The sequence below is a fragment of the Crossiella sp. CA198 genome (assembly GCF_052078295.1).
Classification (GTDB): Bacteria; Actinomycetota; Actinomycetes; order Mycobacteriales; family Pseudonocardiaceae; genus Crossiella.
Window position 1 is genome coordinate 345,835 of record NZ_JBQJIM010000002.1, and the last position, 17,662, is coordinate 363,496.

Sequence of the window (17,662 nt, forward strand, 5' to 3'; positions counted from 1 at the left end):
GCCGGGAAAGCGCATTCCGTCCATGGCCGCAAGGAGATCCGTTGATCGTTCCTGGTCTGGTTTCGGTGACCTTCCGGCAACTCGGTGTGCCCGAGGTGGTGCGGTTGACCGCCGCGGCGGGCCTGGCCGCGATCGAGTGGGGTGGCGATGTGCACGTCCCGGCCGGGGATCTGGCCGCCGCCGAGACCGCGCGCGAACTGACCGCCGCGGCCGGACTGAGCGTGGCCGCCTACGGCTCCTACTACCGCGCGGGGCACAGCGATCCGGCCGAGCTGGACCCGGTGGTGCGCACCGCGGCCGCGCTGGGCGCGCCGTTGATCCGGGTCTGGGCGGGCAAGCTCGGCTCGGCCGAGGCGGATCCGGCGCAGCGGGCCTGCACCGTGCAGGCGTTGCGGCGGGCGGCCGAGGCGGCGGCGGGGCACGGCATCCGGATCGCGCTGGAATATCACCGGAACACCCTCACCGACACCCTCGCCTCGGCCACCGCGCTGTTCGCCGAGGTGGACCGGGCTGAAGTGGTGCCCTACTGGCAACCCACCGGTGGCCAGCCGGGGGCGGTGGCGCTGACCGAGGTGCGGGCGTTGCTGCCGGAGCTGGTGACCGCGCACGTGTTCAGCTGGGGTCCAGGTGGTGGGAAGGATCGGCTGCCGCTGGCCGAACGGGCAGACCTCTGGCGGCCGGTGCTGGCCGAACTCGCCGCGGACGGCCGGGACCGGTTCGCGCTGGTGGAGTTCGTGCCGCAGGACTCGCCGGCGATCTTCCTCCGGGATGCGGCCACCCTGCGTGACTGGTTGACCCACCCGCTCGGGTGACATTTGGGGGGCACCCGATTGGTGGTTTGCGGGCACCCCGGCGCAGGATGTGGACATGGCGCGTGAGGCACCCGAACACGATGTCGACGAGACCGGCCTGACGGTCTCCCGGCCGAAGACCTGGGCCGCCGGGATCCCCGGTGTCCTGGTGTCGTTGCGGCACGGCGTCGAACAGATGGGGGCCTTCCGTACGGCTCGCACGTTGCGGCTGCTGAACCAGCGCGAGGGCTACGACTGCCCCGGTTGCGCCTGGCCGGAGGCACAGGGACACCGCAAGCTGGCCGAGTTCTGCGAGAACGGCGCCAAGGCGGTGGCCGAGGAGGCGACCAAGCGCACCGTGGGCCGGGAGTTCTTCGCCGCGCACCCGGTGGCCGAGCTGGCAGGCAAAACCGACTACTGGCTGGGGCAGCAGGGCAGGCTGACCGAGCCGATGGTGCTGCGGCCCGGCGGCAGCCACTACGAGCCGATCTCCTGGGACAACGCCTTCGAGCTGCTGGCCGGGGAACTGCGCGGGCTGCCCTCGCCGGATGACGCGGTCTTCTACACCTCCGGCCGCACCAGCAACGAGGCCGCCTTCCTGTGGCAGCTGTTCGCGCGCAGCCTGGGCACGAACAACCTGCCGGACTGCTCCAACATGTGCCACGAGTCCTCCGGCGCGGCGCTGAAGGAGACCATCGGCATCGGCAAGGGTTCGGTGAGCCTGGCCGACCTGGAGTCGGCGGACCTGATCGTGGTGGTGGGCCAGAACCCGGGTACCAACCACCCGCGCATGCTGTCCTCGCTGGAGCAGGCCAAGGAGCGCGGCGCGAAGGTGGTCGCGGTGAACCCGCTGCCCGAGGCCGGGCTGATGCGGTTCAAGAACCCGCAGAACGTGCGTGGCCTGATCGGCCGGGGCACCCCGCTGGCGGATCTGTTCCTGCAGATCAAGCTGGGCGGCGATCTGGCGCTGTTCCAGGCGGTCGGGCACCTGCTGCTGCTGGCCGAGCGGGCCGCGCCGGGCACCGTGGTCGACTGGGACTTCGTGCAGGAGCACACGCACGGTTTCGAGGCCTACGCCGAGCACCTGCAGAAGCTGGACTGGTCCGAGGTGGACCGGGCGACCGGGTTGTCCCGCAAGGAGATCGCCCGGTTCAGCCGGATGCTGATGGACTCCGAGCGCACGGTGATCTGCTGGGCAATGGGGCTCACCCAGCATCGGCACTCGGTGCCCACCATCCAGGAGGTCATGAACGTCCTGCTGACCCGCGGCATGATCGGCAAGCCGGGTGCGGGCGTGTGCCCGGTGCGCGGCCACTCCAACGTGCAAGGCGATCGCACCATGGGCGTGTGGGAGAAGATGCCGGAGGAGTTCCTGGCCGCGCTGGAGCACGAGTTCCACATCACCGTGCCGCGCAGGCACGGCTTTGACACGGTGGAATCGTTGCGCGCCATGCGGGACGGGCAGGCCAGGGTGTTCCTGGCCATGGGCGGCAACTTCGCCGCGGCCACCCCGGACACCGAGGTCAGCGAGGCCGCGCTGCGCAACTGCGCGCTGACCGTGCAGGTCTCCACCAAGCTGAACCGCTCGCACGTGGTGCCCGGCCGCGCCGCGCTGATCTTCCCCACCCTGGGCCGCACCGACCGGGACCAGCAGGCAGGCAAGGACCAGTTCGTCACGGTCGAGGACTCGATGTCGGTGGTGCACCGCTCCCGCGGCAGGCTCAAACCGGCCTCGCCCGTGCTGCTGTCCGAGATCGCGATCATCTGCCGGGCGGCCAGGGCGACCCTGGGCGACGGGCATCCGGTGCCGTGGGCGGAGTTCGAGCGCGACTACGACAAGATCCGGAACCGGATCGCGCACGTGGTACCTGGTTTCGCCGACTTCAACCGCCGGGTCCGCCAGCCGGACGGGTTCGTGCTGCCGCACCCGCCGCGGGACTCCCGCCGGTTCGAGACCAGCACCGGCCGGGCCAACCTGACCGTGAACGCCTTCGAGGCCCCGGAGATCCCGGCGGGCAGGCTGCTGTTGCAGACCATGCGCAGCCACGACCAGTACAACACCACCATCTACGGCCTGGACGACCGCTACCGCGGCGTGCAGAACGGCCGCCGGGTGGTGCTGGTGAACCCGGAGGACCTGGCCGAGCTGGAGATCCCGGACGGCGCCATCGTCGATCTGGTCAGCGAGTGGGCGCAGGATCCGCAGAAGATCAAGGAACGCCGGGCCGAGCGGTTCCGGGTGATCGCCTACCCGACCGCCCGCGGCTGTGCGGCGGCCTACTTCCCGGAGGCCAACGCCCTGGTGCCGCTGGATGCCACGGCGCGGATCTCCAACACCCCGATGTCCAAGTCGATCGTGATCCGGCTGGAGCCGCGCCGGGCCTGAGCGTTCATCTCGTGGCGGTGGCCGCGGTCAGTTCCCTGGCCGCGGCCACGCCGCCATCCTGCATGCGCCGCAAGCCATCCGCGATCCCGTCCGCGTCCGCGCGCACCGCGTCCAGCAGCGCCGCCGAGTCGGTCAGCGCGTCCGCGACCAGTCCGGTGAAGGCCAGCGCGCTGCCCGTGTCGATCATCAGCACCGGCAGTAGCAGGCTGATCTTGTGCCCCAGGTCCACCAGCCGCTGGTGCAGTTCCTCGTGCTCCCGCCGGGCCTGGGCGAACCGCTCGGCGTGCCCGGCCAGCAACGTCGCCGTCGCGGCCAGGATCTCCGCGTCCTCGCCGAGCCGCGTGCCCTCGGCCGAGATCACCTCGGCCGCCGCGGCCGCCGCTTTTCCTTGCCAGGGCACGGTGTCGGCGTACTCGGCGAGCAGTTCCGCGCCGGTGTCCCGCAACTCGGTGGCCGCCGCCCGGTAGGCCCCGGCCAGATCGGCCAGCCGGTCCGCGTCGCCGGTGAGCGGGCCGAGCTGGGTCATGCCCATCCGGATGCCGTCCTCCAGGGTGCTCACGGTGAGGGTCTCGGCCAGGTTGGTCAGCCGGGTGGCGCGCAGGGCCAGGTCCTGACTGTCGCCGCGGCTCATCGCAGGCCCTGCTTGTCATCGGCGGTGGCGTAGCCCTGCAGGCTGTCCCTGGCCTGGCTGGTCAGCGTGTCGAAGGCGCGCACCCTGGCCCGCAGGGTGTCGAAGAGGTGCTGCTGGAAGGCCAGGTGCGTCTTGCCGGCGTCGGTGGTCGCGAAGGTCGCGCCGTCCCTGGTGCCCGCGTCCCAGCTTGTGCGGGTGGCCTCGATGTCCTTGGTGGCCAAGGACAACCGCTGGGCCAGCGCGCGCAGCTCGTCCTGGTTGAGCCCGAATCCGTTCATGTCCGCCCCCTCCCGTGCGGGAGGCTATCGGGTCGCGGACACCCCTGGGTGCCGGGAGCGACAACTCGATCGCTCCCGGTGCCCGGTGGGTCTCATTCCCCCAGGTGCAGCACGGCGAACACGGCGCCCCACGGGTCGGCCAGCACCGCCATCCGGCCGTAGGCGGTCTCGGTGATCTCCTCGACCACCGCACCGCCCAGCTCGCGCGCGGCAGCCACGGTGGCGTCCACATCGGAGGTTCCGAAGTAGACCAGCCAGTGCGGCCGTTCCTCCTCCCGGTGCACCGGCTCGGCGCTGGCCACCTGCTGCCCGGCCAGCTCGAACACCGGGTACTCCGGCGCGCCCCGGACCTCGCTGTAGTCGTAGTCGAAAATGCTGCCGTAGAAGGACTTCGCCGCGTCCACCGCGGTGGTGCGCAGCTCGTTCCAGACCAGCGTGCCGTGCTCGTTGACCAGTCCGGCGCCGTGGTGCTCATCCGGCTGCCAGAAGCCGATCAGCGCGCCTGCCGGGTCCAGCGCGATGGCCATGGTGCCGAAGGAGCCGACCGTCATCGGCTCCACCACGATCGTGCCGCCCGCCGACCGCGCCCGCGCCACCGCGCCCTCGGCGTCCTCGGTGTGCAGGTAGCTGCCCCACATCGGCGGCGCGTCGGGCTGTGCAGGGCCCAGCCCGGCCACGATCCGGTCCCGCACCAGCGCGTTGACGTAGTAGCCGTACTTCTCCTCGCCAGGGGTGTAGGTCCAGCCGAAGAGCGCGGCGTAGAACTCCTTGGCCGCGTCCAGATCCGGTGTGGACACGTCAACCCAGCTCGGCGTGCCCGCGGTGTAGCCGTCCCGCTCCGGCATGGTCGGTTCCTTCCGTGAGGTGGACGCCCAGTCTGTCCCGCCCCACCGACATTCGCGCTCTCAGCCGGTGAACAGCTGGGTCACCTTGCGCACCAGCTCGAAGAGCCCGTAGGCGAAGGGCAGGCCGACCCACAGCCAGGCGAAGGCCATGACCGGCTTGTACCGGGGATTCATCAGACCGCCTCCGCCTTGCTCGGCGCGGCCAGCGGCCGCTGGGGTTCGTGGAATCGCGGATGCACCGGCCGGACCAGCTCGTTGGCGATGAAGCCGACCACCAGCAGACCGATCACGATGTAGAGCGAGGTGGTGTAGAGCGCCGGACCGGACTTGCCAGCGGCCTTCTGCGCGTCCGCGATGGCGTTGATGATCAGCGGCCCGAGCACCCCGGCCAGCGACCAGGCGGTGAGCAGGCGGCCGTGGATGGCGCCGACCTGGTAGCTGCCGAAGAGATCCTTGAGGTAGGCCGGGATGGTGGCGAACCCGCCGCCGTAGAAGGACAGGATGACCATGGCGCACCCCACGAACAGCGGGGTGGAGACGTCCCCGGCCAGTGCGATGGCCAGGTAGAGCAGCCCGCCGACGCCGAGGTAGAGCCGGTAGATGTTCTTGCGCCCCACCAGGTCCGAGGTGGAGGACCAGACGAACCGGCCGACCATGTTGGTCAGCGAGAGCAGCGCGACGAACCCGGCGGCCGAGGCCGCGCTGACCGGCAGCGTGGAGTTGGCGAAGAAGTCCCTGATCATCGGCGCGGCCTTCTCCAGGATGCCGATGCCCGCGGTCACGTTGAAGCACAGCACCACCCACAGCAGCCAGAACTGCGGGGTGCGGATGGCGTTGTTCGCCGAGACCTGGGCGGTGGTGATCATGCCACCGGCCGCGGCCGGTTTGGGGGTCCAGCCCTTGGGTTTCCAGTCCGGGGCGGGCACCCGCACCAGCAGCACGCCCACGGACATGAACACCGCGTAGACCAGGCCGTGCGTGATGAAGGTCTGCGCGATGCCGGTGATGTCCTTGCCGAAGCCGTCCAGCATGGCCGCCGACCAGGGCGAGGCGATCAGCGCGCCGCCGCCGAAGCCCATGATGGCGATGCCGGTGGCCATGCCCGGCCGGTCCGGGAACCACTTGATCAGGGTGGACACCGGGGAGATGTAGCCGATGCCGAGCCCGATCCCGCCGATGCCGCCGTAGCCGAGCACCACCAGCCAGTACTGCCGGGTGGCCACGCCGAGCGCGGCGATCAGGAAACCGGAGGAGAAGCAGACGGTGGAGACGAACATGGCCCAGCGCGGACCGTTACGCTCCACCAGGGTGCCGCCGAAGGCCGCGGAGAGCCCGAGCATCACGATGCCGAGCTGGAACGGCAGCGCGCTCGCGGTGCCCGACAGCGACAACGCGCCTTCCAGCGGCGACTTGAACACGCTCCAGGCGTAGGCCTGCCCGATCGCCAGGTGCACCGACAGCGCGGCCGGAGGGATCAGCCAGCGGCTCCAGCCGGGCGGCGCGACCACCCGGGAGCGGTCCAGGAAGCCGAGCGCCACAGCGCACCTCCGGGCATATAGTTGAAGTGGCAACCTAAGTGCGCAACCTAGGCTCTGGGTCCCAGGTTGTACAGGGTTTGGAGGTCCTCGGATGGGACGGGTGACAGCACGTCGTCCAGTGCTCCGGATCTCGCCGAAGGGAGTGCTGCGCAGGCCGGACGCGCTCGCCGTCGAGGAGCCACTCGAACTGCGGGTCAACGGCCGCGCACTGGCGGTCACCATGCGCACTCCCGGGCACGATGTCGAGCTGGCACACGGCTTCCTGCTCACCGAGGGGGTCATCGGCGACGCGCCGGACGTGCGCACCGCGCGCTACTGCGACGGCACCGACGACGAGGGCCGCAACACCTACAACGTGCTCGACGTGGCCCTGGCCGAGGGCGTGCCGCCGCCGGATGTCGGCGTGGAGCGCAACTTCTACACCACCTCCTCCTGCGGGGTGTGCGGCAAGGCCGCGCTGGACGCGGTCAAACTCAAGACCCGCTTCTCCCCCGCCGCGGACGACTCCCGGATCACCCCGGCCGTGCTCACCGGCCTGCCCGGGTCCCTGCGCGCCGCGCAGCGGGTCTTCGAGGCCACCGGCGGCCTGCACGCGGCCGGACTGGCCACAATGGACGGTGAGCTGCTCGCGGTGCGGGAGGACGTCGGGCGGCACAACGCGGTGGACAAGGTGCTCGGCTGGGCGCTGCTGGAAGGCCGGGTGCCGCTGGGCGGGCACGTGCTGATGGTCTCCGGCCGGGCCTCCTTCGAGCTGGTGCAGAAGGCCGCGATGGCCGGGCTGCCGATGCTGGCCGCGGTGTCCGCGCCGTCCTCGCTGGCGGCGGAACTGGCCGCCGAGCAAGGCATCACCCTGATCGGCTTCCTGCGCGGGGAGTCGATGAACGTCTACACCGGCGCGGAGCGCATCGTGCTGCCGGAGTAGCACCGGCGAGACTGGGCCGGTGCAGCCACTTGAGGGAACCACCGTGCTCGCCATCGAGCAGGCCGTCGCCGTGCCCTATGCCACCCGCCTGCTGGCCGACCTCGGCGCCCGGGTGATCAAGATCGAGCGGCCGGGCACCGGGGACTTCGCCCGCGGCTACGACACCGCCTGCGGTCCGGTGTCCAGCTACTTCGCCTGGGTCAACCTGGGCAAGGAGTCACTCACCCTCGACCTCAAGCATCCGGACGGCCGGGCCGTGCTGGACCGGCTGCTCGACCGGGTGGACGTGGTGCTGTGCAACCTCGCCCCCGCCGCGGCCCGCCGCCTGGACCTGGACGCGGACAGCCTGCGCGCGCACCGCCCCGGCCTGATCGCCGGTGAACTCTCCGGCTACGGCGAGGAAGGCCCGTACGCGACCCGCAAGGCCTACGACGCGCTGATCCAGTCCGAGGCCGGACTGATCGAGTTGACCGGCGAGGGCGAGATCACCGGCCGGGCCGGGATCTCGGTGGCCGATATCGCCGCAGGCGTCCAGCTGCACGCCGCGGTGCTGGCCGCGCTGCTGCGCCAGGCCCGCACCGGCGAGGGCGCCACCCTGCGGCTGACCCTCCTCGAAGCGCTCGCGGAGTGGATGCACCAGCCAATGCTCTACGCCACCGGCACCGGCGTGGTCCCTCCGCGGACCGGGGCGCACCACGCGAGCATCGCGCCGTACGGGCCGTTCCGCTGCGGGGACGGGGACAGCGTGCACCTGGCGGTGCAGAACGAGGGCCAGTGGCGACGGCTGTGCGCGGTCACCGGGCAGCCCGGACTGGCCGAGGACCCGCGGTTCGGCACCGTCGCCGACCGGGTCGCACGCCGGGCCGAGCTGCACGCGGAGTTGCAGCCCGCCTTCGACCGGACCACCGCGGCCGAGCTGCTCGCCGCCCTGGACGCCGCCGACGTGCCCGCCGCGCGCACCCGCACCGTGCTCGACCTCGCCGGACACCCCCAGCTGGCGGTCCGGGATCGCTGGGCACAGGTGCCAGTGCCTGGCGGCGCGACGGTCCGGATGCTGCGCCCGCCGGTGGACGATTCGGGCTCGACCTGGGCCCCAGCACCCGTGCCGGACCTGGGTCAACACAACCATCTGGTACTTGACTGGCTCGGCTATCACCCAGAAGAGATCAACAACCTCCGGCGGAACGCGGTTATCTAGTCACCTTCCGTGACAGTGTGTCCTGAATCACCCCCACCTGTGGCGAACCAACCGACCGAAAATGGCGTCTGCCATGTAACACAAACGGAGCAATCCACGGTTTCTCTCTGTGAGGGGGTGTGCAGGGGATGCACGAACACAAAGCCAGGGGGCTCGTCTCCCGGCGCACGGTGCTGTGGGGAGCACTGGCCGGGGCAGCCGCGGTCGCCGGATTCGGCGCCACGCTGAGTCACCAGGACGAGCTGGGACAGGTCGATCCGAGTGTGCTGCGCACGCTGGGGGCCGCCGGAACCGGCACGACCACCAAGCCGGGCAGCGGCGGCACGGTGCGGGTGGAGCGGGTCTTCTCCGCGCACCGCAATCGCGAGGTCGACCTGGTGACCATGTCACCGCAGGCCGACCGCAGCGGCCTGCCGGTCTGTCTGCTGCTGCACGGCCGTTTCGGCACCGCGCGCAACGCGGCGCCGGGGGCGCTGCCCTCCGCGCTGGCGGCGGCGGTCGCGCGTGGCCAGGTGCCGCCGTTCGCCTTTGTCGCGGTCGACGGCGGCGGCAACAACTACTGGCACGCCCAGCCTGGGGACAACCCGATGGGCATGCTGCTGGACGACCTGCCGGGCTGGCTGGCCGAACGCGGTCTCGGCGGCGGTGACGGCCTGCCGTTCGCGGTGGCGGGCATCTCCATGGGCGGGTTCGGCTCGCTGCTCTACACTCGCCGCCGCCAGGAACGCGGCCGCCCGGTGCGCGCGGTCGCGGCCATCTCGCCCGCGCTGATCACCTCCTGGCCGGAGATGCACAAGCGCAAGGCGTTCCGGGACAACGCCGAGTGGGAGTCGATGAACCCGTTGCGGCACATCGACAAGCTCGGCTCGGCCAGGGTCGGCCTGTGGTGCGGCACCGAGGACAGCTTCATCGACGGCAGCCGCCAGTTCATCCGGCAGGCCCGGCCGCTGGTGGGCTCCACCGGACCGGGCCGCCACGACAGCACCTACTTCGACCGGGTCAGCCCGGACATGGTCCGCTTCATCGGCCGCCACCTGCCGCCGGTCTGACCTGCTGGGCCCGTTCGTAGAGCGTGCGGACCTGGGCGCCGAAGTACGGGCTGTGGTTGTGCAGGATCTCGTCCCCGCCGAACTGGTGGCCGCCGACCAGGCCGAGCACCTCGCCCCGCGCGGTGAGCCAGGGCCCGCCGCTGGTGCCGGTCAGATAGCCGCGGCAGTCGAACCCACGCTGGGTCCGGCTGAACTCGGTGGTCCAGTTCCGGCAGGTCACCGGGCGCTCGTCCCGGACCGGGTAGCCGGGCACCTCGACCACCTGGTCCCGCCGGGTGTCCAGGAGCAGCCGGTGCGATCCGGTCCGGTCCTCGATGCCCGGGTCCAGCACCAGGACGGCCACGTCGTGGTCCGGATCGGCCCGCTCCCGCCACTCCGGGCTCACCACCACCTCGCGCACCGGCCAGGTGCCGTGCGGCCGCTGGCCGTCCCGGTAGCCGGGCACGAAGGCGGTGTTCCGCCGCGGTGGCCCGGTCTCGTTCTCGAACATGCAGTGCGCGGCGGTGATCAGCAGGTTGCGCCCCGGACTGGTGATCACGGTCGCGGTGCAGAAATGCGGTCCGGCCCCGCCTTCGGCGAACAGCGCGCCCACCGCCGGGCGCCCGTCGAAGGCCACCGCGACCGGCGGCTTCGGCGGCCTGGGCGGGTATCCGCCGTCGCCGTCCGCGACGGCCACGCTGGCGGGCACCGCCAGCAGCACCAGCACCGCACCCGCCAGCGAGGACCTCATCCGGCCCGCACCGCCTTGGCCGCGTCGACCAGTCCGTAGCCGTAGAAGCTGGTGCGCCCCTGGCTGTCCGTGCCGCAGCGGGCATCCCCGGCGGGGCAGGCCAGCGGCTGAACGCCGGTGCGCAGCAACAGTTCCTTGAGTGCCTTGGGCGGCAACTTGCCGTACTTGCTGGCCAGCAGCGCCAGCACACCGGCGACCTTGGGCGCGGCGGCCGAGGTGCCGCCGAAGGAGCCGTAACCACCGTCCGGGGTGGTGGACAGCGGCATGGCCGGGCCCTCCCCCGCCGGTGGTACCTGGGCGCGGTCGCCACCGGGAGCGGTCACGTGCACGGTCCCGGCGCCGTAGTCGCTGTAGCTGGACAGCGTGCGGCCGTAGCCGACCGCGGACACGGTGACCACCTCGGGCAGCTGGTTGGGCAGCAGCCGGCAGTTCTTGTCGATGGTGTTGCCCGGCGGCCGCAGCGGATCGGTCTTGGGATCGGTCAGGTCGGCGGCGAAGTTGCCCGCCGAGGCCACGTGCAGCACCCCGCGCCCGGTGGCGTGCCGGACCGCCCTGGTGATCGCCTCAATGGCCACCTTCTCCCCCGGCCGGTCCGAGCACAGGAAGGCCCACGGGCCGCTGGACCAGCTGCCGTTGGTCAGGGTGAACCTGTGCCGGGCGGCCCACATGAACCCGCACACGACGCCCTCGGGGTCCATGTAGCCGTCCGGCCGCATGAGCTGCACCGAGGCGATCCGCACCCCGGGCGCCACCCCGGTGATGCCCTTGCCGTCGGCGGCCGCGGCGAGCACGCCCGCGACGCCGGTGCCGTGCCCGTGCTTGGGGCCCCAGGCCGCCGGATCGGTGTCCGGCTTCCCGGTCTCGCAGCCCGCGGACAGCGCCGGGTCGAGCGCCCCGGCCAGTTCCGGGTGCTTGCCGTCCACCCCGGTGTCCAGCACGCCGACCACGACGTCCCGGCTGCCAGTGGTCACGGTGTGCGCCTGCGCGGTGCGCAGCATCCGCATGTCCCACTGCTCGCCAGTGCGGTCCGGCTGCTCGGCCGAGGCCAGCGCGCTGGCCTCGGCGACCGGCCCGCGGGCCTTGGCCGCGCTGAAGGCCCGGTCCACCCCGATCCGGCCGTCGAAGCCGGCATCGGCACTGGCCACGGCCACGCCGATCTCCGGGTAGTAGTGCACTGGCGTGCCGCAGTGCGCGGTGAGCTGCCGTCCGACGGTGGCCCGAGGGGTGTGCGGGCCGAACAGCACGGTGTAGGTGAAGGCCGCGGGCGCGCAGTCCGCGGTAGCGGCGACGGCCGGCGTCACCGGCGCGAGCAGCGCCAGCGCGAGCAGACCGGACACGGAACGAAGGATCACCCGATCGTTCTACTACGTGCGCGCCCGCGCCGGGCTGCCATCGAGCAGACCCGGCACCCGGCCCAGCGTCCAGGCCAGCACCTCCGGCCACGGCCCGAACCCGGTGTCCTCATCCAGGTGCTCCCCGCCGGGAACCAGATCCAGCTCCACACCCAGCCCCGTGGCCAGCCCATACGCGTCCACCCGGGCGCAATACGGATCGCCCTGCCCCGCTACCAGGCGGGTGATGCTGGCCGCCCGGCGCAACGCCCGCGGCTCCACCGGCGGCGGATTCAACCCACGCACCTCGGGATGCCGCCAGCCCGGCCCCGGCGGAGCCACCAGCAGCACCCGATGCGCCCGCCGATCCCGCCCATCCACCCCCGCCGCGTGATGCAGCCACAGCGTCGCACCCAGCCCATGCCCAAGCACCACCAGGTCCGCCGAGGGCGCCGCCGCGGCCAGACTGGCCCGCAACACCGCCAACCACCCACTCAGCTCAGGCGCGGGCAACACGGGCGCGTCCACCACAACCCCCAGCCCACGCAACTGCCCCGCCAGCCAGCTCAACCAGTGCCCAGCCCCGGCACCCCGCCACCCGTGCAGAAGAACCACATGCAGCACTCGCATGATCCAGACATACCGCCCGCCCACCCACCACCGATCCCCCACCCAACAAAAACAACCGGATCAGGCGTCCCACAACAACCAACCCGGCGTACAACAACGGCCAACACTCCGAGCAAGCGCTCACAACCTCCCGCGAGTGTTGGCCGTTGTCGTACGGCGAGTTGGCCGTTATGGACGCCGAGTTGGCCCAACTCGTACGCCAAGTTGGCCGTTGTGGGACGGCGGCGGGACGGGGCGGAGGGGTGAAACCCCCACGACGAGGGCCCTCGCGTGTTCTCCGTACGGCCTGGAGCATGCAGACCACACCCCGATGAGCGGCCCCTGCAACACAAACCGCAGCCCGGCCAACCCAACGCGACGGGGGCCGCTCATCGGGGTGTGGTTGGCTGGCGGAAGGCCGTACGGAGAACACGCGAGCCCTCGGAGCCACGCTGGGTCTCGAGTCGGCAGCCCAAACCCCGCCCCGCAACCTGCTCGCCCGGGTGTTGATCTGCCCCACCCCTCCGGTGGTCTGCCCGGCCGGCGAGGCCATCCCTTTTTGATCTTCGGGTTGAAAATCAAGAGCGAAGATCAAGATCAAGTGCGTCCTCGCCGGACGGGCAGAAATCAAAGGATGGGGGGAAGAACAAAGATCAAGGGCAAAGAGCAGTGCTCGTGTGCGGTTCCCCATCCCCGCCAGCCCTCCGATACCAAACCACATCCCGGGCAGCGGCCCGGTCACGCTGGGTTCGCCGGGCAGCGGATTGTGTTGCAGGGCCGCTGCCCGGGATGCGGTGTGTCCTCTCCAGGCTGACGGGGATGGGGAACCGCTCGGGGAAAGTTTTCGAAAAGCCACCCCCGCCGCCTGTCCCGGGCTTCGCCCGACCGCAGTGCCTACGGCGTACAACAACGGCCAACGTGCCGTACGACAACGGCCAACACGCGCGGAGGTTCAAACCTCGCCGGCGTGTTGGCCGTTGTTGTACGGGGTGTTGGCCGCTATGGGCTAGGCGGACTTGTCGCGGCGTTCGCGGCGGGACGGCTGGCGGGAGACGATCGTGGGGTTCACGTTCTCGCGGACCGTCTGCTCGGTGATGACCACCTTGGCGACGTCGGTGCGGCTGGGGATGTCGTACATCACCGGCAGCAGCACCTCCTCCATGATCGCGCGCAGTCCACGGGCGCCGGTGCCGCGCAGTACCGACTGGTCGGCGATGGCCTCCAGCGCGGTCTTGGTGAACTCCAGCTCCACGCCGTCCATCTCGAACAGCTTCTGGTACTGCTTGACCAGCGCGTTCTTCGGTTCCGAGAGGATCTTGACCAGGCTGACCTTGTCCAGGTTCATCACGCTGGCCACGATCGGCAGGCGGCCGATGAACTCCGGGATCAGGCCGAACTTGATCAGGTCCTCCGGCATGACCTGGCCGAAGACGTCGGTGGCGTCGACCTCGGCCTTGGAGCGGATCTCCGCGCCGAAGCCGACCCCGCGCTTGCCGGTCCGCTCGTGCACGATCTTCTCCAGGCCCGCGAAGGCCCCGGCCACGATGAAGAGCACGTTCGTGGTGTCGATCTGGATGAACTCCTGGTGCGGGTGCTTGCGACCGCCCTGCGGCGGCACGCTCGCGGTGGTGCCCTCCAGGATCTTCAGCAGCGCCTGCTGCACGCCCTCGCCGGAGACGTCCCTGGTGATCGAGGGGTTCTCGCTCTTGCGAGCGATCTTGTCCACCTCGTCGATGTAGATGATGCCGGTCTCGGCCCGCTTGACGTCGTAGTCCGCGGCCTGGATCAGCTTCAGAAGAATATTCTCGACGTCCTCGCCGACATACCCGGCCTCGGTCAGCGCGGTGGCGTCCGCGATGGCGAACGGCACGTTCAGCAGCTTCGCCAGGGTCTGCGCGAGGTAGGTCTTGCCGCAGCCGGTGGGCCCGAGCATCAGGATGTTCGACTTGGCGATCTCGATGCCGTCGTCCCGGCCGTCCCTGCCCCGGTCGCCGGCCTGAATCCGCTTGTAGTGGTTGTAGACCGCCACCGAGAGCGTCCGCTTGGCATCGTCCTGGCCAATGACGTACTGGTCGAGGAACTCGTGGATCTCCAGGGGCTTGGGGAGTTCGTCGAGCTTGACGTCCCCGGCCTCGGCGAGTTCTTCCTCGATGATCTCGTTGCAGAGGTCGATGCACTCATCGCAGATGTACACGCCGGGGCCGGCGATGAGCTTCTTGACCTGCTTTTGGCTCTTGCCGCAGAAAGAGCACTTGAGCAGGTCTCCGCCGTCACCGATACGTGCCATGGCCGCTGACCTCTGTCCCCTCTGGCGCGCCCTGACGACGCGCCTGGCCGTGTTCGCTGTTGACGGTACCCGCACTACCCCGGGCAGCGGGAGGTCGACAAGCTCTCTGAAGCATCCAGACCTGTCACTGAATACTTCCGAGGGCCCCAGCCTCCCCCGTACCCGCCGAGCACCGCCAGTCCTGGGCGGCGCTCGGCGTGTCGCGGATCACGGGGTACCGGCGTTGGTCAGGACTGGGCGGACAGCTTCCGGTACGGCAGCACGGTGTCCACGATGCCGTAGTCCTTGGCTTCCGCCGCGGTCAGGATCTTGTCGCGGTCGATGTCCTGGCGGACCTGCTCGGGCGTCCGCTCGGTGTGCCGGGCCAGCGTGGTCTCGAGCTGACGGCGGATCCGGTCGATCTCCCGGGCCTGGATCTCCAGGTCCGACACCTGACCGTACACGCCCTCGGTGGAGGGCTGGTGGATCATGATTCGCGCGTTCGGCAGCGCGCCCCGCTTACCTGGAGTGCCCGCGGCCAGCAGCACGGCGGCCGCGGAGGCGGCCTGGCCGAGGCAGAAGGTCGCGATGTCCGGGCGGATGTACTGCATGGTGTCGTAGATGGCCATCAGCGAGGTGAAGGAGCCACCCGGCGAGTTGATGTACATCGTGATGTCGCGGTCCGGGTCGTCGGACTCCAGGAACAACAACTGCGCCATGACGTCGTTCGCCGAGGCGTCGTCGATCTGCACCCCGAGGAAGATGATCCGCTCCTCGAAGAGCTTGTTGTACGGGTTGGACTCCTTGACCCCGTAGCTGGTGCGTTCCACGAACGACGGCAGCACGTAACGGGACTGAGGGCGGTAAAGCTCGCTCATCTTCTTACTCCTCGTACTCGTGCTGGCGCTCAGCCGCGCGGCAGCTGGCTGGCGGAGGTGGCCACGTGATCGATGAAGCCGTACTCCTTGGCCTCCTCCGCGGTGAACCAGCGGTCGCGGTCGGAGTCGATGACGATCTTCTCCACCGGCTGCCCGGTCTGCGTCGCGATCAGCTCGGCCATCTCCTGCTTGTGCTTGATCAGCATCTCCGCCTGGATCGCGATGTCCGCGGCGGTGCCGCCCAGCCCGGCCGAGGGCTGGTGCATCATGATCCGCGCGTGCGGCAGGGCGGACCGCTTGCCCCGGGCGCCCGCGGAGAGCAGGAACTGACCCATCGAGGCGGCCAGGCCCATGGCCACGGTGGCCACGTCGGGCTTGATCAGCTCCATGGTGTCGTAGATCGCCATGCCCGCGGTGACCGAGCCACCGGGGGAGTTGATGTAGAGGTAGATGTCGCGCTCGTCGTCCTCGGCCGCGAGCAGCAGCAGCTGAGCGCAGATCTGGTTCGCGATGTTCTCCTCGACCTGGGAGCCCAGGACGATGATGCGCTCACGGAGCAGCCGCTCGTACACCGAGTCGTTGAGCGTCAGCCCTGCGCTGCCTGCCCGCATCTGGGGCGCCGGGACGGTCGGGTACTGCGTCACGTGTGCCTGCTTTCGGTTCTGGAGGATCTCTACAAACGACCCTAACGAACGCGGGCGGTGTCGTACTCCCGACACCGCCCGCGTTCGCTATCAGCGTGTTCCGGAATCATTTCGGCAACGCGCGGTGTTGATCACTCCGCGGTGGCTTCGGCCTGCTCGGCCTCGTCCTTCTTGTTCACGTTGCCGAACAGCTCATCCAGGTCGACCTTGTTGCCGGAGGCATCGGTGACGGTGGCCTGGGCCACCACGCCTGCCAGGGCCTTGCCGCGGCGCACGTCGGCGTAGATCGCGCCGAGCTGGCCGGACTGCTGGGCCCGCTGCACGTACTCGTCCGGGCTGATGCCGAAGCTCTGCGCCTGGTAGACGATGCGCTCGGTCAGCTCGTTGTCCGAGACGGTGGTCTGCTCGGCGTCCGCGATCGCGTCCAGCACCAGCTGGGTCTTGACCGTGCGCTCGGACTCGGCGCGGGTCTCCGCGTCGAACTCCTCGACGGTCTTGTCCTGGGTGGCCAGCCACTCGGCGAACCGGGCCTCGTCGTGCTCGAAGCGGTGCACCGCGTCGTGCTTGCGGACCTCGATCTCGGCGTCCACCGCGGTCTCCGGCATCGGGACCTCGGTGGCCTCCAGCAGCGCCTCCAGGACCTTGTCCCGCGCCTCCATGCCCTGCTGCATGGCCTTGACCCGGCCGAGCCGGGTCTGCAGGTCGGCCTTCAGCTCGTCCAGGGTGTCGAACTCGCTGGCCAGCTGGGCGAACTCGTCGTCCAGCTCGGGCAGCTGCCGTTCCTTGACGGTCTGCACGGTGACGTTGACCGCGGCCTCGCGGCCTGCGTGCTCACCGGCCACCAGGGTGGTGGTGAACGACTTGGTCTCCCCGGCGGAAGCGCCGACCAGTGCCTCGTCGATACCGTCCACGAGCTGGCCGGAGCCGATCTCGTAGGACAGGCCGTTGGTGCGGGCGTCCTCGACCTCGTTGCCGTCCACCGTGGCGGACAGGTCGACCGAGACGAAGTCACCGGTGGCGGCCGGGCGCTCGACGCCGACCAGGCTGCCGAAGCGGGCGCGCAGCTCATCGAGCTGGCTCGCCACGTCCTCGTCGGTGACCTCGACATCGTCGACGGAGACGGCCAGCTCGCCGAAGGCGGGCACGGTGATCTCCGGACGGATGTCGACCTCGGCGGTGAACTCCAGGCTCTGCCCGTCCTCGATCTTGGTGACCTCGATGTCCGGGCGGCCCAGCGTCTTCACCTCGCCGGCGTTGACGGCTTCGAGGTACTTCGCGGGGATGGCCTCGTTGACGACCTCGTCCAGGACAACGCCACGGCCAAGTCGGGTCTCCAGCACCCGCGCGGGCGCCTTGCCCGGACGGAAGCCCGGGATCCGGACCTGCTTGGCCAGCTTGCGGTATGCCCGGTCGAAGCTCGCCTTGAGCTCGTCGAACGGCACCTCGACGTTGATCCGGACGCGCGTCGGGCTCAGCTGCTCGACGGTGCTCTTCACGTATTCTCCTCGTGCGAACAAAAACAGGCGCGTGCAGACACCCGAGCGCTAATGACGCCGGGTCCTCCGG

At 70.3% G+C, this 17,662-nt stretch carries 17 protein-coding genes; 5 read left to right on the forward strand and 12 right to left on the reverse strand.

All coding sequences use genetic code 11. The annotated features are described in order from the left end of the window. Nucleotides 1-41: 41 nt before the first annotated feature. Nucleotides 42-812 carry a sugar phosphate isomerase/epimerase family protein gene (locus ACTOWY_RS04195; RefSeq protein ID WP_441308265.1) on the forward strand — a complete coding sequence of 257 codons (771 nt, stop codon included), beginning with the start codon at nt 42-44 and terminating at the stop codon, nt 810-812. Between the two features lie 55 nt (nt 813-867). Further along, the gene (locus ACTOWY_RS04200; protein WP_441308266.1) at nt 868-3,177 is read left to right on the forward strand and encodes an FdhF/YdeP family oxidoreductase; all 2,310 of its coding nucleotides are present in this window, start codon (nt 868-870) and stop codon (nt 3,175-3,177) included. A 4-nt stretch (nt 3,178-3,181) separates the two neighbouring features. Here the strand turns inward: ACTOWY_RS04200 and ACTOWY_RS04205 are convergent, their stop codons facing one another. The 5 genes from ACTOWY_RS04205 to ACTOWY_RS04225 form a co-directional block, all read right to left on the reverse strand. Beyond that, nucleotides 3,182-3,808, reverse strand: a complete 627-nt coding sequence (locus tag ACTOWY_RS04205; RefSeq protein ID WP_441308267.1) for a hypothetical protein — start codon at nt 3,806-3,808, stop codon at nt 3,182-3,184. Beyond that, the gene (locus ACTOWY_RS04210) at nt 3,805-4,086 is read right to left on the reverse strand and encodes a hypothetical protein (RefSeq protein ID WP_441308268.1); all 282 of its coding nucleotides are present in this window, start codon (nt 4,084-4,086) and stop codon (nt 3,805-3,807) included. The genes ACTOWY_RS04205 and ACTOWY_RS04210 overlap by 4 nt, the downstream gene beginning before the upstream one ends. Nucleotides 4,087-4,178: 92 nt before the next feature. Then, complete coding sequence (locus ACTOWY_RS04215) at nt 4,179-4,931, reverse strand: VOC family protein (RefSeq protein WP_441308269.1); 753 nt, start codon at nt 4,929-4,931, stop codon at nt 4,179-4,181. Between the two features lie 60 nt (nt 4,932-4,991). After that, a complete protein-coding gene (locus ACTOWY_RS04220) occupies nt 4,992-5,105 on the reverse strand; it encodes an MFS transporter small subunit (protein ID WP_441308270.1) in 114 nt (37 codons plus the stop codon). Then, nucleotides 5,105-6,469, reverse strand: a complete 1,365-nt coding sequence (locus tag ACTOWY_RS04225; RefSeq protein ID WP_441308271.1) for an OFA family MFS transporter — start codon at nt 6,467-6,469, stop codon at nt 5,105-5,107. The genes ACTOWY_RS04220 and ACTOWY_RS04225 overlap by 1 nt, the downstream gene beginning before the upstream one ends. A gap of 91 nt (nt 6,470-6,560) precedes the next feature. Between ACTOWY_RS04225 and fdhD the strand changes: the two genes are divergently transcribed. From fdhD to ACTOWY_RS04240, 3 genes are all read left to right on the forward strand, one after another. Continuing rightward, entirely contained in the window at nt 6,561-7,391 is an 831-nt protein-coding gene (gene fdhD / locus ACTOWY_RS04230) for a formate dehydrogenase accessory sulfurtransferase FdhD (protein WP_441308272.1), read from the forward strand. A gap of 19 nt (nt 7,392-7,410) precedes the next feature. Then, nucleotides 7,411-8,589 carry a CaiB/BaiF CoA transferase family protein gene (locus tag ACTOWY_RS04235; protein WP_441308273.1) on the forward strand — a complete coding sequence of 393 codons (1,179 nt, stop codon included), beginning with the start codon at nt 7,411-7,413 and terminating at the stop codon, nt 8,587-8,589. 128 nt (nt 8,590-8,717) lie between these two features. Further along, the gene (locus ACTOWY_RS04240; RefSeq protein ID WP_441308274.1) at nt 8,718-9,638 is read left to right on the forward strand and encodes an alpha/beta hydrolase; all 921 of its coding nucleotides are present in this window, start codon (nt 8,718-8,720) and stop codon (nt 9,636-9,638) included. On the opposite strand, the gene ACTOWY_RS04245 is transcribed toward ACTOWY_RS04240, so the two are convergent. From ACTOWY_RS04245 to tig, 7 genes are all read right to left on the reverse strand, one after another. Next, the gene (locus tag ACTOWY_RS04245) at nt 9,610-10,368 is read right to left on the reverse strand and encodes a trypsin-like serine peptidase (RefSeq protein ID WP_441308275.1); all 759 of its coding nucleotides are present in this window, start codon (nt 10,366-10,368) and stop codon (nt 9,610-9,612) included. The two genes, ACTOWY_RS04240 and ACTOWY_RS04245, sit on opposite strands and share 29 nt — an antisense overlap. Then, nucleotides 10,365-11,720 carry a S8 family peptidase gene (locus ACTOWY_RS04250; protein ID WP_441308276.1) on the reverse strand — a complete coding sequence of 452 codons (1,356 nt, stop codon included), beginning with the start codon at nt 11,718-11,720 and terminating at the stop codon, nt 10,365-10,367. Before ACTOWY_RS04250 ends, ACTOWY_RS04245 begins: the two co-directional genes overlap by 4 nt. 12 nt (nt 11,721-11,732) lie before the next feature. Further along, nucleotides 11,733-12,329, reverse strand: a complete 597-nt coding sequence (locus ACTOWY_RS04255; protein ID WP_441308277.1) for an RBBP9/YdeN family alpha/beta hydrolase — start codon at nt 12,327-12,329, stop codon at nt 11,733-11,735. Between the two features lie 985 nt (nt 12,330-13,314). Then, a complete protein-coding gene (gene clpX, locus ACTOWY_RS04260; protein WP_185002126.1) occupies nt 13,315-14,595 on the reverse strand; it encodes an ATP-dependent Clp protease ATP-binding subunit ClpX in 1,281 nt (426 codons plus the stop codon). 227 nt (nt 14,596-14,822) lie between these two features. Then, nucleotides 14,823-15,452, reverse strand: coding sequence for an ATP-dependent Clp protease proteolytic subunit (locus ACTOWY_RS04265; protein WP_247759224.1), 630 nt, complete (start codon nt 15,450-15,452; stop codon nt 14,823-14,825). Nucleotides 15,453-15,481: 29 nt separating this feature from the next. Further along, nucleotides 15,482-16,063 (reverse strand): ATP-dependent Clp protease proteolytic subunit, encoded by a 582-nt coding sequence (locus tag ACTOWY_RS04270; RefSeq protein ID WP_441308393.1) that lies wholly within the window; start codon nt 16,061-16,063, stop codon nt 15,482-15,484. Nucleotides 16,064-16,227: 164 nt separating this feature from the next. Then, a complete protein-coding gene (gene tig, locus ACTOWY_RS04275; RefSeq protein ID WP_441308278.1) occupies nt 16,228-17,592 on the reverse strand; it encodes a trigger factor in 1,365 nt (454 codons plus the stop codon). Nucleotides 17,593-17,662: the final 70 nt, after the last annotated feature.